At 61.2% G+C, this 24,403-nt stretch carries 23 protein-coding genes; 16 read left to right on the top strand and 7 right to left on the bottom strand.

Annotated elements, in window-relative coordinates:
* Position 1: 1 nt before the first annotated feature.
* Positions 2 to 340, bottom strand: coding sequence for a metalloregulator ArsR/SmtB family transcription factor (locus GZ092_RS00990; RefSeq protein WP_293633698.1), 339 nt, complete (start codon positions 338 to 340; stop codon positions 2 to 4).
* Between the two features lie 165 nt (positions 341 to 505).
* Here GZ092_RS00990 and GZ092_RS00985 point away from each other — a divergent pair, with 165 nt between their 5' ends.
* The 9 genes from GZ092_RS00985 to GZ092_RS00945 all read left to right on the top strand — a co-directional run bounded on the left by GZ092_RS00985 (position 506) and on the right by GZ092_RS00945 (position 9,756).
* Positions 506 to 1,564, top strand: coding sequence for an efflux RND transporter periplasmic adaptor subunit (locus tag GZ092_RS00985; protein ID WP_293633697.1), 1,059 nt, complete (start codon positions 506 to 508; stop codon positions 1,562 to 1,564).
* Between the two features lies 1 nt (position 1,565).
* Positions 1,566 to 4,805, top strand: a complete 3,240-nt coding sequence (locus GZ092_RS00980; protein WP_293633696.1) for an efflux RND transporter permease subunit — start codon at positions 1,566 to 1,568, stop codon at positions 4,803 to 4,805.
* A 4-nt stretch (positions 4,806 to 4,809) separates the two neighbouring features.
* The gene (locus GZ092_RS00975) at positions 4,810 to 5,019 is read left to right on the top strand and encodes a DUF2892 domain-containing protein (protein ID WP_293633695.1); all 210 of its coding nucleotides are present in this window, start codon (positions 4,810 to 4,812) and stop codon (positions 5,017 to 5,019) included.
* A gap of 13 nt (positions 5,020 to 5,032) precedes the next feature.
* Positions 5,033 to 6,403, top strand: a complete 1,371-nt coding sequence (locus GZ092_RS00970) for a TolC family outer membrane protein (RefSeq protein ID WP_293633694.1) — start codon at positions 5,033 to 5,035, stop codon at positions 6,401 to 6,403.
* Between the two features lie 131 nt (positions 6,404 to 6,534).
* Complete coding sequence (locus tag GZ092_RS00965; RefSeq protein ID WP_293633693.1) at positions 6,535 to 7,188, top strand: DUF3365 domain-containing protein; 654 nt, start codon at positions 6,535 to 6,537, stop codon at positions 7,186 to 7,188.
* Positions 7,189 to 7,244: 56 nt separating this feature from the next.
* Positions 7,245 to 8,516 carry an FAD/NAD(P)-binding oxidoreductase gene (locus tag GZ092_RS00960; protein ID WP_293633692.1) on the top strand — a complete coding sequence of 424 codons (1,272 nt, stop codon included), beginning with the start codon at positions 7,245 to 7,247 and terminating at the stop codon, positions 8,514 to 8,516.
* A gap of 37 nt (positions 8,517 to 8,553) precedes the next feature.
* The gene (locus GZ092_RS00955) at positions 8,554 to 8,883 is read left to right on the top strand and encodes a rhodanese-like domain-containing protein (RefSeq protein WP_293633691.1); all 330 of its coding nucleotides are present in this window, start codon (positions 8,554 to 8,556) and stop codon (positions 8,881 to 8,883) included.
* Positions 8,884 to 8,902: 19 nt separating this feature from the next.
* The gene (locus GZ092_RS00950; RefSeq protein WP_293633690.1) at positions 8,903 to 9,379 is read left to right on the top strand and encodes an OsmC family protein; all 477 of its coding nucleotides are present in this window, start codon (positions 8,903 to 8,905) and stop codon (positions 9,377 to 9,379) included.
* Positions 9,376 to 9,756, top strand: coding sequence for a rhodanese-like domain-containing protein (locus tag GZ092_RS00945; RefSeq protein WP_293633688.1), 381 nt, complete (start codon positions 9,376 to 9,378; stop codon positions 9,754 to 9,756). The genes GZ092_RS00950 and GZ092_RS00945 overlap by 4 nt, the downstream gene beginning before the upstream one ends.
* Before the next feature lie 213 nt (positions 9,757 to 9,969).
* On the opposite strand, the gene GZ092_RS00940 is transcribed toward GZ092_RS00945, so the two are convergent.
* From GZ092_RS00940 to GZ092_RS00920, 5 genes are all read right to left on the bottom strand, one after another.
* Positions 9,970 to 10,707, bottom strand: a complete 738-nt coding sequence (locus GZ092_RS00940; RefSeq protein ID WP_293633686.1) for an ABC transporter ATP-binding protein — start codon at positions 10,705 to 10,707, stop codon at positions 9,970 to 9,972.
* Positions 10,704 to 11,897, bottom strand: coding sequence for an ABC transporter permease (locus GZ092_RS00935; protein ID WP_293633684.1), 1,194 nt, complete (start codon positions 11,895 to 11,897; stop codon positions 10,704 to 10,706). Before GZ092_RS00935 ends, GZ092_RS00940 begins: the two co-directional genes overlap by 4 nt.
* Positions 11,894 to 13,102 (bottom strand): efflux RND transporter periplasmic adaptor subunit, encoded by a 1,209-nt coding sequence (locus tag GZ092_RS00930; RefSeq protein WP_293633682.1) that lies wholly within the window; start codon positions 13,100 to 13,102, stop codon positions 11,894 to 11,896. Before GZ092_RS00930 ends, GZ092_RS00935 begins: the two co-directional genes overlap by 4 nt.
* On the bottom strand, positions 13,099 to 13,761 hold the full coding sequence (locus GZ092_RS00925) for a TetR family transcriptional regulator (RefSeq protein WP_293633680.1): 663 nt from the start codon (positions 13,759 to 13,761) through the stop codon (positions 13,099 to 13,101). Before GZ092_RS00925 ends, GZ092_RS00930 begins: the two co-directional genes overlap by 4 nt.
* Positions 13,762 to 13,914: 153 nt before the next feature.
* Complete coding sequence (locus GZ092_RS00920; RefSeq protein WP_363254138.1) at positions 13,915 to 14,088, bottom strand: DUF6691 family protein; 174 nt, start codon at positions 14,086 to 14,088, stop codon at positions 13,915 to 13,917.
* Between the two features lie 386 nt (positions 14,089 to 14,474).
* On the opposite strand from GZ092_RS00920, the gene GZ092_RS00915 reads away from it, so the two are divergent.
* The 5 genes from GZ092_RS00915 (at position 14,475) to GZ092_RS00895 (ending at position 19,947) form a co-directional block, all read left to right on the top strand.
* Positions 14,475 to 15,851, top strand: a complete 1,377-nt coding sequence (locus GZ092_RS00915) for a site-specific integrase (RefSeq protein WP_293633678.1) — start codon at positions 14,475 to 14,477, stop codon at positions 15,849 to 15,851.
* A 146-nt stretch (positions 15,852 to 15,997) separates the two neighbouring features.
* Positions 15,998 to 16,657, top strand: a complete 660-nt coding sequence (locus tag GZ092_RS00910) for an endonuclease/exonuclease/phosphatase family protein (protein WP_363254137.1) — start codon at positions 15,998 to 16,000, stop codon at positions 16,655 to 16,657.
* Between the two features lie 378 nt (positions 16,658 to 17,035).
* Positions 17,036 to 17,305: a hypothetical protein gene (locus GZ092_RS00905; RefSeq protein WP_293633676.1), complete on the top strand. Its 270-nt coding sequence runs from the start codon at positions 17,036 to 17,038 to the stop codon at positions 17,303 to 17,305.
* Positions 17,306 to 17,592: 287 nt separating this feature from the next.
* On the top strand, positions 17,593 to 19,101 hold the full coding sequence (locus tag GZ092_RS00900) for a CYTH and CHAD domain-containing protein (RefSeq protein ID WP_293633674.1): 1,509 nt from the start codon (positions 17,593 to 17,595) through the stop codon (positions 19,099 to 19,101).
* Between the two features lie 585 nt (positions 19,102 to 19,686).
* The gene (locus tag GZ092_RS00895) at positions 19,687 to 19,947 is read left to right on the top strand and encodes a hypothetical protein (protein ID WP_293633672.1); all 261 of its coding nucleotides are present in this window, start codon (positions 19,687 to 19,689) and stop codon (positions 19,945 to 19,947) included.
* A gap of 67 nt (positions 19,948 to 20,014) precedes the next feature.
* Here the strand turns inward: GZ092_RS00895 and GZ092_RS00890 are convergent, their stop codons facing one another.
* Complete coding sequence (locus tag GZ092_RS00890) at positions 20,015 to 20,308, bottom strand: magnesium transporter (RefSeq protein ID WP_293633670.1); 294 nt, start codon at positions 20,306 to 20,308, stop codon at positions 20,015 to 20,017.
* Between the two features lie 486 nt (positions 20,309 to 20,794).
* Here GZ092_RS00890 and GZ092_RS00885 point away from each other — a divergent pair, with 486 nt between their 5' ends.
* Positions 20,795 to 22,750 (top strand): DUF47 family protein, encoded by a 1,956-nt coding sequence (locus tag GZ092_RS00885; RefSeq protein ID WP_293633668.1) that lies wholly within the window; start codon positions 20,795 to 20,797, stop codon positions 22,748 to 22,750.
* Positions 22,747 to 24,402 carry a PEP/pyruvate-binding domain-containing protein gene (locus GZ092_RS00880; protein WP_293633666.1) on the top strand — a complete coding sequence of 552 codons (1,656 nt, stop codon included), beginning with the start codon at positions 22,747 to 22,749 and terminating at the stop codon, positions 24,400 to 24,402. The genes GZ092_RS00885 and GZ092_RS00880 overlap by 4 nt, the downstream gene beginning before the upstream one ends.
* Position 24,403: the final 1 nt, after the last annotated feature.

Genomic DNA, 24,403 nt, shown 5'->3' with positions numbered 1-24,403 from the left:
TTCATTGGGTGGGGGGAAAGACCTGGTGCTTTCGGGCTGCTTGCTGCAGTTGCTGCGCAATCTTGCCGCAGACCAGATCGCACAGTTCGTACACCGACTCATCGGCAATACGGTAATAAGCGCTGGTGCCCCGGCTTTCGCGGGCCACCAAGCCGTGCTTGGTCAGCATCGTCAGGTGGCGTGAAATGTTGGCCGCCGTGAAACCGCACAGCTGCGCCAGTTCGCCCACGTTGCGCTCTTGCTGCCTGAGCAGGTTGAGGATTTGAAGCCGTGTCGGCTCCGACAGGGCCTGGAAATAGGCGGCGATTTCAGTCAGCGCCTCGGGCGGCAAATTTTCCATGATGGGAAGTCCTCATCGAACTGCTTTTTTAGAACCGGTCAAAACTGTTGCGAGGCAAACAGTACACGCAGATTATTATACAATTTGACTAATTAACTAAGTAGCTAAATAATCAACAATGATTCGCCGATGCACCGCCGTCGGGAAACACATGAGGAAATCCGGATGTCCCCAAACCGTCTTGTCGCGATGGCAGCCTTGACCAGCCTGCTGGTCTGCGCGCCCGCTTGGGCCGCTGAAAACAGCCCGCTCGCCACCGTGGCGGTTCAGTCGTCTGGCAATAGCGCCGCCGGCAGCATCAGCCTGGATGCCGTGGTGGAAGCGGTGCGCCAGACCACCCTGTCGGCCCAGGTGCCCGGAGCCATCGTGTCACTGCGTGTGAAGGCGGGCGACAGCGTCAAGGCCGGCCAGGAGCTGCTGCGAATCGATGCCCGCTCTGCCAGCCAGAATGCTGCCGCCAGCGATGCGCAGGTGCAGGCCGCGCAGGCCAGCCTGAATGTGGCCACCAAAGACTACGAACGGCAAAAGCAGTTGCTTCAGAAGCAGTACATCAGCCAGTCAGCACTGGACCGCGCACAGGCCCAGTGGTTGGCAGCGCAGGCGCAGGTCAAGGCGCTGCAGGCGCAAGCCGGTGTTGCAAGAACCCAGTCGGGATTTTTTGTGCTCAGCGCGCCTTATGCCGGGGTCATCAGCGAAGTGCCCGTTGCCTTGGGCGACATGGCGATGCCGGGCCGCGCGCTGGTCACGATGCATGACCCATCCGACCTGCGGGTGACGGCGGCCGTGCCGCAGAGCGTGATGGCGAGCCTGGGTGACACCAGCGCCGTCCAGTTCGAGTTGCCCGGCCTGGCCATCGGCCTGCTGCGCCCTACTAGCGTGCAGGTGCTGCCGGTGGTCGATGCCGCGACGCACACGGCCCAGGTGCGGCTGGGCCTGCCCAGCGGTATCAAGGGCGTGACGCCTGGTGCGTTTGCGCGCATCTGGCTGCCCATCGGGCCGGCAAAGGGCGCCATGACCAAGGAAGAACGTTTTTATGTTCCCGCCAGTGCCGTGGTCAGGCGCTCCGAAATGACCGGCTTGTATGTGGTCAACCCGCAAGGGCTGGCGTTGTTGCGCCAAGTGCGGCTTGGCAGCACCAAGGGTGATCTGGTGGAAATACTGAGCGGCGTCAGCAAGGACGACAAGGTGGCGGTGGACCCCCAGGCTGCCGCGCGGGTGCGCTGACATGAGCACGAAACAAACCCTTGGCGTTTCCGGCCGCATCGCCGCGCTCTTCCAGAGTGCGCAGATCACCCCGCTGCTGGCGCTGGTCGCCTTGCTGCTGGGCATTTTTGCGGTGCTGGTCACGCCACGCGAGGAAGAGCCGCAGATCAACGTCACCATGGCCAATGTGCTGGTGCCGTTTCCGGGCGCCTCGGTGCGCGATGTCGAGCAGATGGTGGCCACGCCGGGCGAACAGGTGCTGTCGCAGATTGCCGGCGTGGAGCATGTGATGTCAGTGTCGCGCCCCGGCATGGCGGTGCTGACCGTGCAGTTCAAGGTCGGCGTGCCGCGCACCGAGGCGCTGGTGCGGCTGCACGACACCATTCAGGACAACGCCGACTGGCTGCCCCAGGGCCTGGGCGTGATGGCGCCGATCATCAAGCCCAAGGGCATTGACGACGTGCCCATCGTCACGCTGACGCTCTACAGCAAGGACGCAACCACCAGCGCGTACGACCTGGAGCGGGTGGCGCACAGCATCGAGGCCGACATCAAGCGCGTACCCGGCACGCGCGAAGTGCAGACCCTGGGCGGCCCCGGCCGCGCCGTGCTGGTCGAGCTGGACCCGGGGCGCATGGCCGGCTCGGGCGTGACGGTGCCCGAGATGCGCCAGGCGCTGCAGTCGGCGAACATGGGCATGCCGGTCGGCGAGCTGATTGCCGGCAACCAGAGCATCGCCATCGAGGCCGGACCTTTCTTGTCGCAGGCCAGCGAGGTGGCCGACCTGATGGTCAGCGTGCGCGATGGCCGGCCGGTGTTTCTGAAAGACGTGGCCACGGTGCGCGACGGCCCCCTGCCCGCCAGCCGCTATGTCTGGCACGGCCTGTCCGCCCAGAGCGGCGGCGGCGAGTATGCGGCCGTGACCCTGGCAGTGACCAAAAAACCCGGAGAAAACGCCATTGACGTGGCCAACGCCGTCATGGCGCGGGTGGCGCAACTGCGCAATTCCGTGATTCCCGACGCGGTGCAGGTCGCCGAGACGCGCAACTACGGCGCCAGCGCCAACGACAAGGCCAAAAAACTGATCCAGAAACTGCTGTTTGCCACGGCCTCGGTGGTGGCGCTGGTGTTTCTGGCACTGGGCCGGCGCGAAGCGGCGATCGTCGGCAGCGCGGTGATTCTGACGCTGACCGTGACCCTGTTCGCCTCCTGGGCCTGGGGCTTCACGCTGAACCGCGTGTCGCTGTTCGCGCTGATCTTTTCCATCGGCATCCTGGTGGACGATGCCATCGTGGTGGTCGAAAACATTCACCGCCATCAAAAGCTCTTTCCCGGCAAGACCCTGACCGAGATCATTCCGGGCGCCGTCGATGAGGTCGGCGGCCCGACCATCCTGGCCACGCTGACGGTGATTGCCGCGCTGCTGCCGATGGCGTTCGTCAGCGGCCTGATGGGGCCCTACATGAGCCCCATCCCCATCAATGCAAGCATGGGCATGCTGCTGTCGCTGGCGATTGCCTTTGTCGTCACGCCGTGGCTGGCCCGGCTGTGGATGAAGGAAAGCCACAGCCACGGCGATGCCACCGGCAAGGCCACCGGTATGGCGGGCAAGCTCGCGCCGCTGTTCGAACGGGTATTCAAGCCCCTGCTGGACGACCAGCGCGGCGGCCGCAACCGGGGCCTGCTGGGCCTGGGCATTGCCGGGCTGATTGTGCTGTCTTTGGTGCTGCCAGCCACTGGGCTGGTGCTGCTGAAAATGCTGCCCTTCGACAACAAGTCCGAATTCCAGGTCATCGTCGATATGCCGGCCGGCACGCCGGTCGAAAGAACCGCCGCCGTGCTGCACGAACTGGGCGCCTACCTGGCCGGCGTGCCGGAAGTGACCGATTTCCAGGCCTATGCCGGCACCGCCGCCCCGATCAACTTCAACGGCCTGGTGCGCCAGTATTACCTGCGCGCCGGCGGCGAGGTGGGCGACATTCAGGTGAATCTGGTGGACAAGCACCAGCGCAGCGACCAGAGCCATGCGATTGCCACCCGGGTCCGTCCGGAATTGCAGAAGATTGGCCTGCGCTTTGGTGCCAACGTGAAGGTGGTCGAAGTGCCGCCCGGCCCGCCGGTGCTGTCGCCCATCGTGGCCGAGATTTATGGCCCGGACGCCGACGGCCGCCGCGCCGTGGCCAAGGCGGTGCGCGCCGTTTTCGAGAAAACCGACAACGTGGTTGATGTGGATGACAGCAGCATCGCCAGCGCCCCGCGCCTGGTGTTGCTGGTGGACCGCCGCAAGGCCGCCATGCTGGGCGTGCCGCAGCAGGCCATTGTCAGCACCCTGCGTGCCGGGCTGGCGGGCGAAGCCGTCACCTACCTGCACGACGGCAGCAAATACCCGGCACCGGCGCTGCTGCAACTGCCCGCCCAAAGCCATGGCGACCTCGATGCGCTGCTGCAGCTTGCCGTGCGCAGCGCCTCGGGCAAGCTGGTGCCGATTCGCGAACTGGTCACCTTCAGCGACACCCAGCGCGAGCAGCCGGTGATCCACAAGGACTTGCTGCCGGTGAACTTCGTGACGGCCGACATGGCCGGCAAGCTCGACAGCCCGCTGTACGGCGTGTTCAAGATGCGCAGCCAGATCAACGCCATCACGACGCCTGACGGCGGCAAGCTGGCAGAGTATTTCATCAGCCAGCCCACGGACGCCTGGCGCGGCTATGCGCTCAAGTGGGACGGCGAGTCGCAGATCACCTATGAAACCTTTCGCGACATGGGCGCGGCCTATGGCGTCGGCCTGATCCTGATTTACCTGCTGGTGGTGGCACAGTTCGGCTCCTACCTGACGCCGCTGATCATCATGGCGCCGATTCCGCTGACCATCATCGGCGTGATGCCCGGCCATGCGCTGCTGCATTCGCAGTACACCGCCACCAGCATGATCGGCATGATTGCGCTGGCCGGCATCATCGTGCGCAACTCCATCTTGCTGGTCGATTTCATCAATCTGCAAACGCGCGAAGGCATGCCGTTCAAGCAGGCCATCGTGCATTCGGCCATTACCCGCGCCCAGCCCATCATGCTGACCGGGCTGGCCGCCATGCTCGGCGCCTTCTTCATCCTGGACGACCCGATCTTCAACGGCCTGGCGATTTCGCTGATCTTTGGCATCTTTGTCTCCACCGTGCTCACGCTGGTGGTGATCCCGACGCTGTACTACGCGGCGTACCGCAAGAAGTTCTCGTCCCCTGAAACCCTCACTTCCAAGGAGTAAAAAAATGAAATCATGGCAACTCGTCCGGCTGCTGGCCGGCCTATTTATCCTGCTCTCGCTCGCACTGGGCGTACCTAGCAGTCCCGTGTTTGTCAGCCAATGGTGGCTGGCGTTCACCGCTTTTGTCGGCATCAACCTGCTGCAAAGCGCCCTGACCCACTGGTGCCTGATGGAGTCCATCCTGCGCAAGCTGGGCGTGCAGCCCGGCTGCTGAGCAAAGGCCTGCCGTGAAGCAACACCATTTTCTGGCCGCTGCCGCCCTGGCGCTGTGCGCCGTCTCGGCGCAGGCCACCGACCTGATGCAGGCCTGGCAGGCGGCGCGCCAGCATGACCCGCAAGCCGCCGTGGCCGATGCTGCCCGCGCTGCCGGGGAAACCCGCCGCGCGCAGGCGGCATCGTTGTGGCGGCCCAACGTGGCGCTCAGCGGCGGCGCGGGCCGCATGAGCGCCAACAGCGCCACCAGCGGCGCGCAGTTTGCCGCGCCCGGCTTTGGCCAGTCCAGCGGCGTGTCGTTTGACACCTCGGTCAACAACGGCAGCTCCACACGCTGGTCGGTGACGGCACGCCAGCCCCTGTACAACCCCGAGCGCAGCGCCCAACGCCAGCAGTTGGAAATTGGCGCCGACTCGGCAGATTTGCAATGGCAGGCAGCGCAGCAGGACTTGATGCTTGTTACCACCCAGCGCTATTTCGACATGGTGCTGGCCGAGCGCAAGCTGGCCTTGCTGCGCCAGCAACAGACGGCCGTGGACAGGGCCTTTACCGAAGCCAAGGACCGGTTTGAACTGGGCGATGCACCCATCACCGACACCCACGAGGCCTCGGCCCGGGCGCGCGGCCTGCAGGCGCAAGTGCTGGCCGCCCAAAGCGAGCTGGAACTGGCCCAAACCATTCTGCTTGATGCCACCGGCCTGTCGCCCGATGCCCTGCAGGTGATGGCGCCTGCCGGCGAGGTGGCGCCCCGCGACCTGCCGCCGCTGGCGCAGTGGCTCACCCTGGCGCAGGAAAACAATCCGCTGCTGCGCCTGCAGCGGGCCAATGCCGACGCCGCCCGCCAGGAAACACGCAAGCACAGCGCGCTTGCGGCGCCCACGCTGGACCTGGTGGCGCAGGCGGGGCGCGAGCGCCTGAGCGGCAGCGGCGACTTCGGCGCGGCCAGCAATACCTCGCGCCAGCAGATGATCGGCCTGCAATTGAATGTGCCGCTCTACACCGGCGGCATGCGCAGCGCCAAGCTGGACGAAGCCCTGCGGCTCGAAGACAAGGCGCGTGCCGAAGTCGAACTGGCCAGCCAGCAGACCCGCCAGCAAACCCGCGCCGCCTGGCTCGGGCTACAGACCGGACAGGCGCGCTTGAGCGCACTGGCCGAAGCCGTGACCGCCAGCCAGGCCCGGCTGGGTGCCACCCGGCTTGGCCGGCAGGTGGGCGACCGCACCACGCTGGATTTGCTCAATGCCGAAAACGATGCCAGCGCCGCCGACCTGGCGCTGCTGCAGGCGCGCATCGAGGTGCTGCAAAACCGCTTGCGCCTGCAGGCGCTGGCCGGACAGCTTGACGAAGCGCAGCTACTTCAGGTCAGCGCACTGCTGCAGAACTGAGCGTGCACTTGCCGGAAACGTCCATGAACATGCCGCCCACAAACGCCACCGCCCCTACTCGCCGCAGAGCACTGATGCGCACTTTCTGGCGCAGTGTTTTTGATTGCCACCTCTTTTGATTGGACCTGACCATGATGAACACGCCCTCCCTGCTCCTTGCTGCTGCGCTGTTGCCACTCTTGGGCGGGTGCGACACGCTGGCGCCCGAGAAGATCACGGCCGCCACCCCACCTGAACCGGCCTGGGTCCGGGAGGCGCGTGCCAGCGCGACCGCCCTTCCGCCGAAGCTGATGGCTGTGCTGAGCACCGCCATCCAGGCATCCGGCCCTGCAGACGCCATCGACGTTTGCAAGGAGGCCGCGCCCAGGATGGCACAGGCCGCCTCGGCGCAAAGCGGCTGGCAGATCAGGCGCGTCAGCCTGGGCAACCGCAATCCCAAAGCCAGCCCCGACGCCTGGGAACGCCGGGCGCTGGAAGCATTCGATCGCAGCCAGAAAGCGGGCGTTGCGCCGGCAAAGCTGGAGCACTGGGAAGTCGTGACCGAGAACGGGCAAGCCATGCGCCGCTACATGCGCGCCTTGCCGACCCAGCCGCTGTGCATCCAATGCCATGGCACAGCCGACCAGCTGGGCGCCGGCGTCGCCCAGCGCCTGCAGCAACTCTACCCGCAGGACCGGGCCACGGGCTATGCCGTCGGGCAGATTCGCGGCGCCATGACCCTGCAGCAGCCCGGGCCGCTCGATGAAACACGGCGACAGACCGTGAACGAGCTGCTCAAGCCCTGAAGACTTTTCCCCTTTATCTGTTACCCGGCCCATTCCAACCACAAAGGAGACAAACCATGGCCCATATCATCATCCTCGGCGCAGGCACGGGCGGCATGCCCGCCGCCTACGAATTGCGCGAAAAACTCGGCGCGCAGCACCAGGTCACCGTCGTCAACGCGGTGGACTATTTCCAGTTCGTGCCGTCCAACCCGTGGGTGGCGGTGGGCTGGCGCCAGCGCGATGCCATCACCTTCCCGATCCGGCCGCACCTTGAAAAAAAGGGCATCGGCTTTGTCGCGCAGCCGGTCAAGCGCATTGATGCCGAGCACAACGCGCTGGAGCTGAACGACGGCAGCCGCCTGGACTATGACTACCTGGTCATCACCACCGGCCCCAAGCTGTCGTTTGACGAAGTATCCGGCGCTGGCCCGGCGGGCCACACGCATTCGATCTGCACCATCGACCATGCCGAGAAGACCTGGGCGGATTACCAGGAGTTCCTGAAAGCGCCGGGGCCGGCGATCATCGGCGCCATGCCGGGCGCTTCGTGCTTCGGCCCGGCCTACGAGTTCGCGTTCATCTTCAACAAGGACTTGCAGCGCCGCAAGCTGCGCAACAAGGTGCCGATGACCTACATCAGCCCCGAGCCCTATGTCGGCCACATGGGCCTGGGCGGCGTGGGCGACTCCAAGTCGATGCTGGAGAGCGAGTTCCGCAACAACGACATCAAGTGGATCACCAACGCCCGCGTCACCAAAGTCGAAGCCGGCAAGATGTTCGTCAGCGAGATGGACGACAGCGGCCAGCTCAAGAAAGAGCATGAGCTGCCTTTCAAGTTCAGCATGATGCTGCCGGCCTTCAAGGGCGTGGACCCGGTGGCCGCCGTTGAAGGACTGTGCAACCCGCGCGGATTTGTGCTGATCGACGACTACCAGCGCAGCAAGAAATACCGCAACATCTTCTCGGCCGGCGTGTGTGTGGCCATTCCGCCGGTCGAGGTCACGCCCGTGCCGACCGGCGCGCCCAAGACCGGCTACATGATCGAGACCATGGTGACGGCCATCGTGCACAACATCGCCGCCGACCTGGCCGGCCAGAGCGCCACCGCCAAGGCCAGCTGGAACGCCATCTGCCTGGCCGACATGGGCGACACCGGCGCGGCCTTCGTGGCGCTGCCGCAAATCCCGCCGCGCAACGTCAACTGGTTCAAGAAAGGCAAGTGGGTGCATGTGGCCAAGGTCGGCTTCGAGAAATACTTTCTCTACAAGATGAAGAACGGCACCTCCGAGCCGATCTATGAAAAATACCTGCTCAAGGCGCTGGGCATCGAGCGGCTTGAGCGTTGAGCTTGAAGCCTGATTTTTTTGATCCTGAAAGAAGCCTATGAACTGGTTCTCCAGAATGCGCGGCGCCACTGAACCGGCCGCCGCCCCCCTCGCCGGCAACGCCCTGGTGATCGACGTTCGCTCGCCAGGCGAATATGCCTCGGGCCATGTGCAAGGCGCGATCAACCTGCCCCTGAACCGCCTTGAGCAAGAAATCAGGCACGTGGCGCCCGACAAAAGCGTGCCTGTCATGATGTACTGCCTGTCGGGTAGCCGCTCGGGCGGCGCTTGCCAGCTGATGCAGCAGCTTGGCTACCAACAGGTGGTCAATGGCGGTTCGGTCGGCGCCGTGGCACTCAAACTCAACCGGCCCATCGAACGGGCCTGACCCTGGAAAAAAACACCCCATGAGCGAGAACTCCGTCACTGTCGAGCTGATACAACAGCACGATTACCGTTTTGACATCCACTTCGCAGACAGCATCCCGGTTCTCACTGGCGACGAGCCTGCGCCGCTGGGCACGGGCCAGGGGCCTTCGCCCGTGCAATTGCTGTGCGCCGCCGTGGGCAACTGCCTGAGCGACTCGCTGCTGTTTGCGCTGCGAAAGTTCAAGCAGGCGCCCGAGCCGCTGCGCTGCACCGTTGAGGCCGAAGTCGGCCGCAATACCGACAACCGGCTGCGCGTGCTGCGAATGACGGCGACCCTGCGCCTGGGTGTGCCCGCCGCCCAGCTGGAGCATCTCGATCGGGTGCTGGCGCAATTTGAAGCGTACTGCACCGTCACCCAAAGCATCAGCCAGAGCATTCCGGTCACACTGCAGGTGTTTGACAGCACGGGAATGCAGCTGCGACAGAACCCACTCACCCTTCAGGAGACGACATGAAAACTGCCCACGATCTGGTGGCCGCCGCCAAAACCCGCGTGCAGGAAATTTCCATCCTTGACGCCGATCAGGCCATCGGTGAAGCCGACCTGCTGCTGGATGTACGCGAAGCCGACGAATACGCCGCCGGCCACCTGAGCGGCGCGGTTCACATCTCGCGCGGCATGCTGGAGTTCAAGTTCAGCAGCAACCCCGCGCTGCAGCCGCGCGACCTCAAGATCGTGCTGTACTGCAAGACCAGTGGCCGCGCCGCGCTGAGTGCCGTCGCGCTGCATGAGATGGGTTATCTGAACGTGCAGTCGCTGGCAGGCGGCTTTGATGCCTGGGTGTCCGCCGGCAAGCCGGTGGTCAAGCCGCAGTCGCCATCGTTCGAATAAACCGCTCGCGCCAAGGCGCATTCAGCGGGGCGCTGCCGTGCGGGTGGAACCATCTGAATGCTATGAATTAAATAGCTGCTTGTGCCTGCAGCTATTGCGCAAAAGCCTTTTTTTACTTAAAAACTCATAAATTTTGCGTCCCTGCTGTGCGCATTTCCCAAACGCTGCAGCTCCGTTATGGATAGGCCTTCTCTTGGAAGGTCGAAGTCGTTTTCAAAGGCTTCTCCCCTCGCCCGCTTCCTCGATCGTCTGGCCGTCCCGGATGTGATAAATCCGCTTGAAGGTCGGAATGATTTTTTCGTCGTGCGTCACCACGATGATGGCGGTCTGCGCCTGCCGGGCCATCTGGTTCAGGATACGCATCACGGCCAGGGCGCGTTCGCTGTCAAGCGGCGCGGTGGGCTCGTCGGCCAGGATCACCGGCGGGCGGTTTGCCAATGCACGCGCAATCGACACGCGCTGCTGCTCGCCGCCCGACAGTTGCGAAGGCTCGGCCTTGGCGCGGTGGGCCACGTCCAGCGCGGTCAGCAGTTCCAGCGCGCGGCGCCTGGCCTCGGCGTTGGGCACGCCGGCCAGCATGGGCAGCAGGGCGACGTTGTCGGTCACGTCCAGGAAAGGAATCAGATACGGCGCCTGGAACACAAAGCCGATGCGGTCGCGCCGCAGCGCGCGCAGGTCGGTCACTTTCCAGCCGTCGTCATAAATGACTTCCTGGCCCAGCGTCATGCGGCCCGACGTGGGCTCGATGATGGCGCCCAGGCACTTGAGCAGCGTGCTTTTGCCCGAGCCCGACGGGCCTACCAGCCCGACCACTTCGCCGGGGCCGACCGTCATGTTGACGTTTTTGAGCGCCTCGACCGCCGTATCGCCGTGGCCGTACACCTTGCGCAGGCCTTCAATCAGGATGCCGCCGGGGCTGGTGGACTGTGTCATGTGGTTCATTGCGCTCATCCGATGGCCGTTGCCGGATCGACCTTGAGCGCGGCGCGAATCGCCAGCGTGCTGGCCAGCGCGCAGATCAGCATCGTGGCGGCCAGGCCGGTCAGTGCATCCTGCGTCAGCAGCAGCACGAATTTCGGGAAGATGGGCGCCCAGAGCGTGGCCACCACCTTGCCCACCACAAAACCTATAAGCCCAAGCCCCAGCGCCTGCTGCAGGATCATGCTGGCGATGGTGCGGTTGCGCGTGCCAATCAGTTTCAGCACGGCAATCTCGCGGATCTTGCCCAGCGTCATGGTGTAGATGATGAAGGACACGATGGCGGCGCTGACCACCGCCAAAATAGCCAGGAACATGCCAATCTGCCGGGCCGACGTGGCGATCAGCTTGGCCACCAGAATCTCCTCCATGCCCGCGCGGGTGAACACCTCCAGGTGCTTCCAGCGGCGAATCGGCTCGGCCACCTGTTCGGCCTCGAAGCCGGGCGCCAACTGCACCAGCACCGCGTTGACGTTGCGGCTGCTGGTTTGCAGCGCCTGCACCGCGTCCAGCAGGCCGGGCACACCGGGGCGGTTGAAGGCAGGGTTACTGGCCGTTCGGGTACGGTCGTTGACGATGGCGTCGTTGTCTTTCAAAAACTGCGCTTCCTGCGCGTCTTTCAGTGCAATGAAGACCATCGGGTCGCCGCCCGAGGACACCATGCGCTGCGTCAGCCCGACCACGCGGTAGTCGTGGCGGCGGATGCGGATGCGCTGGCCCAGCGTAAAACCGGCCTTGACATCGGCCACCGCCTCATAGTGACTGCGCGTGAGCTGGCGGCCTGCCACCAGGTAGCCCGGCTCACCGGGTCCATCGGGCTCGATGCCGACCACCATGGCGCGCGTTTCACCGCCATCGTCGTTACTCACCTGCATCGTGAAGTAGGTCACATTGGCCGCCTGCGCCACGCCCGGCATGCCGCGCACGCTGCGCACCACGTCGTCCTTCAGGCTCGACGATTCGGCATACGGCCCCTGCGTGTCTTTTTGCACCACCCACAGGTCGGCACGGCTATTGGTCAGCAGCGCCTGCGCGTCATCGACCATGCCTCGGTAAATGCCGGCCATGCTCAGCGTCACGCCGATCAGCAGGCCCAGGCCCAGGCCGGTCAGCACGAACTTGCCCCAGCTGTGGGCAATGTCGCGCCCGGCCAGGCTGATCATGGGGTGGCTCCGGCGGGAGTTTTGACCAGCGCATCGACCACCTGCACACGGGCTCCGGCGCTCAGGGCTTTCTGGCTATAGACCACAACCTCGTCACCGGCTTTCACGCCACCGAGCACCTGCACCTGGCCGTCCAGGCTGTGGGTACCCAGTTGAACCGGCGTGAATACCGGCTTACCGCCGTCGAGCCGCCAGACGCCGGTCTGGCCTTGCTGGCGCTGGATGCTGGCGTTGGGCAGCAGCAGCGAGGTCGGGGTTTCGGGCAGCTGCAGCGTGACTTCGGCCAGTTCCCCGACCGAAGCCCCGGAAGTCCCGGCGGCGGCGGCAAAGGCCACCTGCGCAATGCGCTCTTCGGTCACGCTGTCGGCCAGCAGCTCAACCCGCGCGACCTGGCCGGCCAGTGGCGTGCGCGGCCGGGAGCGCAGCACGATGCTGGCTTTCAGGCCAGGCGCCAGCCCGGCGGAGCGGCCCTGGTCCACGCGCAGGCGTACCCACAGGCTGGCCGGGTCGATCAGCCGCAGCACCGGCTGGCCGGCCACCACCGTGCTGCCGGCTTCGGCGTCGCGGCTGGTCACCACGCCGTCGGCTGGCGCCTGCAGGCGCACGTTGCCGCGTTGCTGCGCCAGTGCAGCCCGCTCGGCTCTCAGGCGGGTGATGTCCTGACCCGTGCCGCTCAGGTTGGCCTGTGCCGCCTGCAGCGTGGCGTCGGCCGAAACTTTTTCCTGCATTCGGGCTTCAAGCGCGCTGGCGCTGATGAAGTTTTGCGCGGCCAGGTCCTGGTTGCGCCTGGCGTTTATTACGGCCAGTTCCCGCCGCGCCGTGGCATCGCGGACCTGGGCTTGCGTGGCCGCCTGCGTGCTGCCCGCGCGGGCCAGCGAAGCGTCGAGGGCGCTCAGGCGCTGGTCCAGATCGACCGGATCCATTTCGGCCAGCAGCTGCCCGGCCTTGACCGCATCGCCCACATCCACCTTCACGCTCAGCACCCGGCCGGCCACCGTGGGGCCGACCATCCAGCTGCGCCGCGCTTCCACCGTACCGATGCCAAAGAGGGCCGGGCTCAGCCGCCCTTCCTGCACTTTCGTGACGGTGACCCGCGTTGCCGCCAGCGGGCCGGTTCGCAGTGCCACAAAAGCCAACCCACCCACCAGCAACAACGCCAGTGCGCCCAGGGCCAGGCGACGCGAAAGAAGAAGCTTGAGCTTCATGGGGTGTCCTTTATCGTGAGGTGCCTGCTTCCCGTGGCAGCCAGCCCGCGTAAATAGATAGCGAACACCGCAGGCGCCTGTTGGGCCATGGCACGCACTTCGCCGCTGATCAGCGACTGCATGACCAAGCCCTGGACCGAACCGACAAACAGCACCGCAGCGGCCTGCAGGTCGCTGCCCGGCGCCAGCAGGCGTTGCTCCTGCGCGCGCTCCAGCACACCCATGAGCAATGTCCGGTACTGCTGCATCAGGCCGCGAACGCGGGCCTTGAGCGCCGTGTCCTGCGCCTGCTGCAACTCCTGAAAAATCACCCGCGGCACGCCGGGATGAGCCACCACGAAATCCACATGCGCCATGAAGACCGCTTTTAGCGCAGCCAGCGGGGCGAGCTTGTCCGGTTTGGCCAATTCAGCTTCAGCGGCTATTTGCAACCGGCGCATCAGCGTGTCTGCAGTCCAGTCCAGCACGGCCAGCCAAACCGCTTCCTTACTGGAAAAGTGGCGGAACACAGCGCCTTGCGTAATCCCCACGGCCTGCGCCAGATCGCTGGTGGTGATGTCCGCCGGGCTGCGCTGCGCTGCCAGTCTCAAGGCCGCATCGACCAGCCCCGCCTGACGTATTTCTGTGGACTGCTTGACGCTCTTCACCAGTATTTCCATCAGCGATCCAAGTAATTGATCAATTACTTTAATTATAGAGCCGACTTCGATTTCGTGAGACCGAATCAGAGTTCTCACCAATTTAGTACTGTCAATGGCACCGGATTTTTCACATCGACCTGAAATTCAAAGATTCATGTCGTGGTGAACCTATCAAAGCCCAGGAGGGCCATGACCACAAACAAAGACCAGCACCTTGAACTCGCCCATACCCAGCGCCACCAGGCCGGGGCCCGGGGAGAAACCGGCGATGCTCCAGCCGTTGCCGAACTGTGTGCTGCCTGTGACCAGACGCCAGTCGATATGACTTGCAGTGAACAATTTCATCTCTGGCCCCACGAGCAACATGGGTCCATGTTGTTGGCCAGAACCCACTTGAGCCGACGGAATTCGCTCTCGTTTGTGAATTCACAGCTTGTAGAGTCAAAAGTCGTCCAGAACCAGCCTGAGAGCCAAAACCGAACGCACAAAGAAAAACAGCCTAGAGACTTTTGATCTCTAAGCTGTTGTTCTATAACGCTATTGTTATGGTGCGGCTGGCAGGAATTGAACCCACGACCCCTTGGTTCGTAGCCAGTTTCTTATGGATTTGAATGGATTACAGCGGACAATAAATCCTTTTAAAAACAACAACTTATAAAATATACTCGTCCAACCTTGTCCATCGACGTACACTCGAATCCAGCGATTTTTAGGACATGGCTAGGAGACGTATGGCAAAACTCACAGTTAGAGCAATTGAGGCTGCAAGGCCGAAACCTACTGCGTATCGGCTAACAGTCGATCGCGGTTTATATCTCCGAGTAGCGGCAGATGGCGTGAAAACCTGGCACGTTCGGTATGTTGTCAATGGTTCACAAATCGAAGTTCGGTTGCCAAAACCCTACGGAAGTGGAGATGGCTACATGTCGTTGGCTGAAGCAAACACGGAAAACGTCCGAATTCAATCTCTCGCTCGTGACGGCACCGATTTCAAGAAACAGCGCGCCAAGCAGGAAAAAGATCAAGCTGATGCGGAACTACAGGCGTTAACGACAAGGTTACCCGTCCGGACTTTGTTCGAAAAGTGGTTGACCAATGGCGTAGCCCGAAAAAATAACAATCAATCCCTTCGACGAGCCTTTGAAAAAGATGTGCTACCCCAAATTGGGGATGTCCCGGTCAAGGACGTGACGGCTGACCACATTCGCGACCTATTACGGAAAGTTGCGATCCGTGGCGTTAATCGCACCATTGTTCTTTTGCTCGCTGACATTCAGCAAATGTTTCGCTGGGCTGAGGAAGAACAACCATGGCGCCGTCTATTGGTAGACGGTGACCCTTCCAAGCGGATTCAAATCCAGACTTTGGTGACGCCTGACTATGATCTTTCAAACATATCGAACAGAATCTTGACGGACAACGAAATTCGCGAGTTACAGGATATTTTCGATAGGATGCAGCATCAGTACAACGATGCGCCAGACCGACGCAACGCTACCAGGCCAGTAAAAAGCGAGACAAAAATCGCGTTATGGCTTTGCTTGAGCACGATGTGCCGAATTGGCGAATTGCTAATGGCACGTTGGGAACACGTAAATCTGGAAAAGGGTGAATGGAGAATCCCTCGAGGAAACTTCAAACACGAACGAACTGATACGAGGCCAGATTTCGTGATTTTTCTTTCGACTTTTTCGAAGGCGCAATTTCTGTCACTGAATCAGATTACCGGTAATAGTCCATGGTGTTTTCCAGCCAAGAATTTGGGCGATCAGTACGTCGCAACCAATAGCGTGTCAAAGCAGGTCGGCGACCGGCAGACAAGATTTAAGCAGAGGTCCAAACCGCTCAAGGGTCGTCGTTGTGACGATTCACTTGTTTTGGGCGGTGGGCAAAACGGTGACTGGTCTCCGCATGACTTACGACGGACAGGCTCGACGTTTATGCAGCGCGAGAAGGTCGATGACGATACGAGAAACCGATGCCTCAACCACACGGTAGGATCCAAACTGGATCGCGTGTATGGCCCGTATGACTACGCTGAAGAGAAACGCAAGGCTTGGGAGCTTCTTGGCGCTAAAGTTGCAGCGATTCTAGGGCCGCAGCACTAGCCTAATGTGGGGTAGTGGCTCTCGCTTGAATTGAGTAGCCATCGTGTTTTTTGCTGGCTGCATTGGGTGGTGCGTCATTGACCAGGGCGGGATGAAGTGATCGCCGACTCAGGTGATTGCCTTTAGACCAAATTTTCAGACGAAGTATGCAACTCGTTACGTGGAACATCCAATGGGGACGCGGCGCCGACGGCAGGGTTGATCTTGACCGGGTTGTGGCCCATGCACGCCGCCTGGTCGATTTCGACGTGCTCTGCGTCCAAGAGGTTTCAGCCGGTTATCCCGAATTGCCAGGCTGCGATGGTCGAGACCAGTTCCAGTACCTGGCCGATCTTCTGCCGGGCTATACCGCAGTCGTGGGCGTGGCCACCGACACCCCCCATCCAGCAGGTGGCCGCCGAACATTCGGCAACATGATTTTTTCGCGTTTTCCTGTGCAGCAGGTATTCCGTCACCTGTTGCCATGGCCGGCTGACCCGGATGTTCTCAGAATGCAACGGATTGCCCTAGAGGCCACACTGAACACGCCATTAGGTTTGGTGCGTGTCACCACCACCCATCTGGAATACTATTCCAGCCGGCAACGCATGTCCCAGATTGAACGACTGCGCCAATTGCATCAGGAAGCCATGGCACAGGCAGGTAACTTGCGACCAGGCCAGGTATCCGAAGGTCCATTCTTCTTCGTGCCACGTGCTGCAGCATCGATCCTCACCGGTGACTTCAACTGCCAGCCCGGCTCCGCTGAAATGGCGCGAATGCTGGCTGCGACGGACAGTGCCACGCACCCTTACCGCAATGCTTAGGAAATTACCCATTGCGGCGAGTCGCATGCCCCCACAGTGGGCATCTACGATAAGGCCCAGTGGCCAGACCAGCCGTTTACCTTCGACTTCATCTTGGTTAGCGAGGATCTTGCGCCCCGGGTAAAGGAAATCCGAGTGGATGCGATGGGTGACGCGTCTGATCACAAACCTGTGCTGCTTGTACTAAGGTGAGGAGGAAAAAGTCCGATTCAGCGTCTGGTTTGGCATCAAACGCCAAGATTTCTGCAGCAACTCAGCGTCTGCCAAGCCAGATTTTTAGTGCGGAGGCATGGAGAACTCTTCCTTGCGCTCCCGGTATCGCCCTTGGTTTTCACTGTGACGATTCTTTGAATACCGGGTCACGTTTGAGTCAATTTCATGCTTCACCTGCATGACCAATTCATCGTCCTGGCCATACCGGAACTGCAGTTTTTGGCAGAGTCTTTCGAGGTTTTGAAGGTTTTTGTGCATCCGCTTTTTCTCCATTTGAAAGGAACAATAGCTTCTGAAAGCGCCTCAAACCCAGCAACTCTGCACAGAAGGTGTGAAAGTTCGTGTCAGTGGCAACGAATCCATGCAAAACCGCATGGGAGTATTGAATTAGCCAGTGCAACTAAACCGGGCATGGTCAATTACGCGACGCAGTGACTGCACTGGCGACGATTTCCTTGCTCATGCCTTGTCTGCGAGCTGTCATGCCATGTATTTTGGATGCTTGTCCTAAAGTGGGCCACCTTGAAATTGGTAGTAAATCGTAACTTGAAACGGGACTCATGAAGGCTCGCCATACAGCCCTCCTGAGCTTGAGCGACTCTGGATAAAGATTGACGACAGCGGCCGTAACAATTTTCGGTTGCATACCTTCAGACAGCCCGGCATCCTCTTTGGGTAGCTGCTCCTTGAGCCATTAACTTGTGAACTTTAGACGGAACGCCATGAAAAAAAACGACGCCTTATCCCCCCGACCACAAGAGATAGAACTCAAGCTTGCGCTACCAGCATGCGACCCGGCTGAACTGGAAAAAAAACTGGCCCGCATGCCGGGGCTGGCGCGCCGCAAGCCAAGCCATCTGCAGCTGCACAATACCTACTACGACACCCCTGAGCAAACGCTGCGCCGCAAGCGCGTAGCCTTGCGGCTCAGGCGCGTGGGCAGTGATGCAAAGCCTGAATGGCTTCAGACCCTCAAGATGGGCGGCACAGGCAACTCGGCCTTGAGCCAGCGCGGCGAATGGGAAACCTCCGTGCCCGGTGCCCAATTGGCCTTGCCGGCGCTTGAAGCCACGCCTTGGATAGACATCGATCCTGACGGCGATCTGTTTCGCAAGCTTGCGCCATGCTTTGTCACCAGCTTTGACCGGACCAGCTGGACCGTGCGCAAGCCGGGCGGCAGCATCGTGGAGGTGTCGCTCGACGTCGGGCAGATTGTGGTTGAGGGCAAGCGCATACCTATTTGCGAGCTTGAACTCGAACTGCTGGCAGGCCAGCCAGCAGCGCTGTTCGGTATTGCACAGCAGATCGCCCGCAGCATCGCGGTGATGCCAGAAACCCGGAGCAAGGCCGAGCGTGGCTATGCATTGGCCGAGGGCTCCCTGGACCGCCCACTGCGAGCGCAGCCGCCAACGTTGCACGCCAAAATGGTTCCCGCCGAGGCGGCGCAGCGCGTGCTCCAAGAGATGTTTTGTCAGTTCACAGCCAACCTCAATACACTGCGTCATTCAAATTCCCCTGAGGTGCTACATCAGGCACGGGTCGGCTGGCGACGCTTCAGAAGTGCCTACCGGCTTTTCAAGCTCCTCCTTGATGCCGATACAGTGCCCTCCTGGGAGCCCCTGAAAACGCTTTTGACGCTGGTCGGCGAACTGCGAGACCTGGATGTGGCACGAACTGAAACCCTGCCGAAGTTCGCGGACGCCTACATGGCGGGCAATGTCCGCCGGGAAGAAAAGTGGCAGGCATTGAATCAAGCCTTGACGCAGTCGGCAGACGTTCAGCGCAAAGCCATTTGCTACGCACTCGAAGTGCCAAGTGTCGGCGCGGCTTTGCTTGGAATCACGCAATGGCTGGAAGAGCTGCCTCGGCAGAAGGAATCAGGGGAAGCTCGGGATGCTCTCGACATGTCATTTCGCCGCTGGGCCAGGCGCCGCATTGCCCGCCTGCATAAGCAGCTCAAAGGGGCGCTCCACGATGCCGATACGCTCGAAGGTCAACACCAAGCTCGCATTCTGGCTAAGCGAACGCGCTACGGCATCGAAGCATTGAAGCCCCTCCTGAACCGGCAGCGCACCAAACGCTGGTATCGGCAGGCCACGGATTTGCAGACGAACATCGGCATGGCGCGCGATGTTGTGCAGGCAAATCTGCTAGTGGTGAAGGTGGAAGCAGACCATGAACTGGCAGAGTTCTTGCGCGGCGTCGCAGTGGGGCAGGATCGTTCTGGCTGACTTTCACGCAAGGTGCCGCAATGGAGATTGTGATGGATCGCGATGTCCGAGATGCGCAGCCCTTCCCTCTTTAGTTCAGCCGAAGGCGGAGCGCGCTCCAAGCCTTGGCATAGGCCGCCAATCTGCAGCACAGATCAGTCCGCTACGCGCGCGAAGCATTCGCCGTCGGTTCCACTCTGCAGACAATCAAGCAATGGCTGAAAGCGTTCCCTCAACACAATGGGCCAGGCAATGCAAAGGCTGATCTGAAAGTGCCCTTGCGGCGCTGCAGACGAACATCGGGACGTCAAATGACATCGTGCAAGCTGCAATATGGGCAGCCAAGCGGGATGCGAACCTTGGACTGGCGAAATTCCTGCGTGGCGTCGCCGTTGGTGGGCCAAGCCGGTTTGACATACCACTATGCGAGGCCAGTCGCGTGGCGCACAGTGATGGCGCATGAGGGCGATAAGATCGCATATCTTGCTGCCCCAAATGGCCATCAGGATGATGGCCATCACCACACCTCGCGCGACAACGACATCGTTTGCGAGTTCATGCCCTGCAACAGCACAAAATTTTCTCATTTTCATAGAAGATAAACCCATGAATGCCCTCAAGAAAGCTCGAAAATTTATTGAGAAAAACCCTGCCAATCCGGACGCTCAGACACTCTCCAGTCTCGTGCTGGCGCTGGGAGCCAAAAAGAATTTTCCGATTGCGGACATCTACGAACTCGATTTTGATCGCTTCAACCTGGCAATGGAAATTCTTCAGGAATGGCGGCTTGACCGGTACTACGCTGGCAAGGCAAAACTTTTCGATATTTCCATGCAGACGGCAGAATTACGGCAGCCGCAGCAATAACGCGCAGAAGCCTCTTGCCCGCGAGCTGCTTCTGCGCAAAGACTCTGTACCAGCGGTCAAGGCGCCCTCAGAGAACAATCACCGAAACGCAAGCGAAGTAGATCAGCAGGGTCAGCACGTCCTGCACGATTGTCGCCAGGGGCCCGATGCCATACGCCGGGTCGAACCTGAAGCGCGCCAGCAGCGAGGGCAGCAGCAACCCAAGGGTCGAGGCCACGATGCTGGCCGCGGCCAGCGCCAAGGTCACGGCGGCGGCCATTCGCAGTTCACCGAACCCCAACCACACCATAGGGAACGCCAGGAGCGCAAGCACCACGCCAATCAGGATTCCGGTTCGCAACTCTACTACACGCTCGAACACGGCCGGTAAACGCCCTTTGGTTCAGGTTCCGGAAAAATTGGGTGTCCACCATACCGTTCTGTGAGTTGTTGCTTTTCACGTCGGCGTTGGCTGGTACGACTTTGCTCAGCATGCCGTTCCTTGCGGTCAGATCGTTGTTTGCGGTTTTCGCTCATTCGATACCTTTAATGATCAGCAAAAAAATAGGTTCCGAGAAAAAAGACTACCAGAATTGCGCATACGAACTATGACGAAGACGCGGATAAATAAGGCGTATTGAGACGAAAACAAGTCAGATTCAGAGTGACTTCGTGCCTCCATGGATGACTGTTACCCATGCATCGCCATTGACCTGATGTGAATCGAACGAACTCAATCTCGTCATAAAAAATGCATTATTTAATTCAAGATGTAAGAAGTTCAAAGACAAAGGCTGTCGTTGTCATCCATTCGACACATCCAACTTTTAGTATTGCCTGTGAATTTCATTCCAGATCGAGAGTTCACATGCTTAAAGAAAAAGCGGTCGCATCCCTGGGACAGTCATCCCTGCTGATGCCCGCCTGGGTCAAGGCGGCACTGCTGGCGAATGATCGCCTGAAGTTGTACCTGTCAATGATCCAGTCCGCTGCCCAGCATGCCGCTTCGCCGGATAACCCTGCGGCAGACTGGGGACGGGAGCTTGCGCAGTGCGGCCTGCATGGCGCGGCCTGGCTCCAGGAACTGGTCAAGACGGCTTACCTTGATGACCGGACGCTGGTTATTCCCCAACTGGAGCAGTTGCTTGGTGCGATGGCGTCGGATTTATCCCTGATGGCCCGTCCTCTTGCCGAAGGGGGGCGTGAACATCATCCGCAACTGATAGCCCGCCGGGATATTTGGTTGCAAAAAATTCATGTCATGGAAGACGAGGAAGGGCTTGGGCCTCAGGCACTGGCTGACCTGACCCGTGGAGACCGAAAGCATGGCGACAGTTTCCATATCCTGGTGATGGATTTGCACAAGCAACTCAACGCCACGGCCAGCGAGATCGCCACCGAAGACATTGATGGCGCACACGTCTGGCAAATCGACGAAACCGACCGCCCGCTGATCAAGGCCTTCATGCGGGGCCTGCATCGAACGGCGCCGCTAAAATTTTCTCACCCCGGTCTGGACACCGCCGTGACCCGCAATGGCTCGCAACTCCTGATCCAGAACGACATTGGCACCAACGATGTGCATGTCTTGGTGATCGAGGTGGAGCAGCGCACCATCAACCTGACCTATTCCGATCTTCATGCCGGGCGCTTTGAATTTTTTCGCCAGATGCTGGAGGTTGCAGGTTTCGAATGGACGGTGTACGACCCCGTAACCTCCGACGGTCTCAATGCAGGCAAGCCGTACCAGGTGGGGAAGGCCCACCTCAAAGCCGATGATGACGAGATACTCATGGACGGACTTGAGGCCGTCGCCTCGCGCATCGTGTTCGTCATTGACTGGAACCGCGCCCGCAAGCGCCTGCAGAACTTCGTTAAAAAGCCTCAGGCGCAGGCGATCCTGCGCCGCGCCGCAGAGGAGGAACTGGGGCACATGGCATGGCTTCTGGCAGGCGGGGAACGACTGGTTTTCAATGCGATGCAGGCGGTGGACAGCGAGGCTTTTCGGGTCGGTGATCGTCTCGATGACATTCTGGGGGAGGCTTCGGCAAGCGACTTTTTGCTGGAGATCCTGCGCATGTCCAGCATCATGCTGCGTCAGCAGCAGCCTGTGGCGCTGGTGGCTGACGAGGCGCAAATGCTACTCGCTCGCGTGCTGCGCCAGCGCACTTTTGAGTTCGATTTGCTGGCCGAGCATGCGGCCTACTGCCATGCGATTGCGCAGGCACTGTGCGAGGCGCTCGAAAACGCAACAGCCGTTGATGAAAACCAAAATGCCAGCCTCGTGCTGCGCGCCAAAACCTGGGAACGGCAAGCTGACCACCTGCTGATAGATGCCCGACAACGCGCAGAGCGACAAAGCCGCTGGCGCCCGGTGGTCGAACTTCTGGAAAAGGCAGATGATGTGGCCGATGCGCTGGAGGAAGCCTTCTTCATCCACTCCATGACGCTGGGCGAGCCTCTTCAGGGGCTTCCGGCACCGGTCACCGAAGTGCTGCGCCATCTAGCGGACACGACCCTGGCAGCCATTCAGGACCAAGTCAAAGCCATTGAGATCGCGCGCCAAGTCAGTGAGTACGGCGACGCGGTCGACAGCGACTTGTTTCTGCAGACACTCTGGCGCATGTTGCGCGCGGAGCGGCTGTGCGACGAATTGTCGCGTCAAGCTCGCAAGAGCATTGTCATCTCGCTTCATGCCTCCCCTGCCGGCCTGCTCCTGGCCAGCGACCTGGCCACCACGATCGAAAAAGCTTCTGACGGCCTGCTAGCAGCCGGTTATGCGCTGCGCAAGATGGTCCTCACCAAAACTGGGATGACGGCATGAACTCACTAAGCCTCTGGCCCAAACATCTGTATCTGATTGCCGAGGGCAACACGCCCCCCCATCACAAGCCGAACCGGGAGACCATGGGGTCCAAGGCCTACAACCTTCTGCGCATGACAGGTATCGGACTGCCCGTTCCGCCGGCACTGGTGATCGGCACGCACTACGCAAAATCACCCGAAGAGTGCATGCTGCCCGTGTTCACCATCGGGCTGCCGGCCTTGCAAGACGCGACGGGACGCGTACTTGGCGATGTGCGCAGGCCGTTGATCGTGTCAGTCCGCTCCGGAGCCCCCGTGTCCATGCCGGGCATGATGGAGACGCTGCTCAACATCGGGTTGTGTGACCAGACCCTGCCCGGCCTGCTGCGCCAGACCGGCAATCCCAGACTGGTCTGGGATGCTTACCGGCGGCTTATTGCCAGCTATGGCGAAGTAGTGGCAGGCTTGCCGGGCTCCCTGTTCGAGGACGAGATCGAGCATGCCACCCAAGGGCGCGACGAGCGGCAGTTGGACTTCGCAGAATTACGCAGCCTGACGCGCCAGTTTCTGGCGCTGTACCAGTTGCACAGCGGGCAGCCGTTCCCGCAGGATGCCAATGCACAGCTGTCCGGAGCTATTCGGGGGGTTTTCATGTCATGGCACGCGGAAAAGGCACAGGCCTACCGCGAGATCAATCAGATCGACGCTGCCATGGGGACGGCCGTGACGATTCAAAGCATGGTGTTTGGCAACAGCGGTGGACATGCGGGTGCCGGCGTCGGCTTCACCCGCAATCCCACGACCGGCGAGCGCCAGCCATGGGTGGATTTTCTGGCCAATGCCCAGGGCGAAGACGTTGTTTCAGGTCGGAGGAATGCCCATGGACACGAGGCGCTGGCCAGCGTGGCGCCGGACGCCTGGCGCAAGCTGCAGGACGCGGTGCAGACCCTGGAGCGGGAGTTCTCGGATATGCAGGATTTCGAATTCACGGTGCAAGACGGCGTGCTGCACATGCTGCAGACACGCTCTGGCAAACGAACACCCCTGGCGGCCGCCCGCATCGCACTCGATCTCCTGGATGAAGGCCTGATAGACGCCGCCACCGCCCTGGAGCGCACGAAGGACTTTAGCGAGGAAGACCTTGGCACGGTGCAACTGGCGTCCCAAGGCGACCCGGATACCACGCCGGGGCAGGCCAGCCCGATCGGCCGTGCCATGTCGGCCTGCTCCGGCGTGGTGTCCGGTGAAATTGTGCTGGACAGCGCACGCGCCGCAGCCCGTGCCGCTGAAGGTGCCAGCCTGGTTCTGGTCCGCCAGGACGCCGAAACCAGTGACATCGCGGCCCTTGAATTTGCAGCCGGCTTGCTGACGCAGCGGGGCGCGCGCACTTCCCACGCTGCTGTGGTGGCCCGACAACTGGGAAAAGTCTGTCTGGTCGGGTGTGAAACACTGCGAATCGACCTGAGCGCACGGACCATCCGCCTGGGGGACCTGCTGCTTAAAGAAGGCGATGTCATCAGCCTGGACGGCAACGAAGGCAACGTCTACGCCGGCGAGGTTGCCGCCGTCTTCGTGCCCGATGCCGCTCTGGTCGATCGGCTCAGAGCACTTCGAGCGGCGCAGGCCCCCGCCAATCATCATCACCACCACCACAAACACAGCACTTCATGAG

Origin of the sequence: Polaromonas sp. (assembly GCF_010365105.1) — a bacterium.
Lineage (GTDB): Bacteria > Pseudomonadota > Gammaproteobacteria > Burkholderiales > Burkholderiaceae_C > Polaromonas.
Note: the sequence above shows the minus strand (reverse complement) of the source record. Positions and strands in the feature narration are given on the sequence as shown.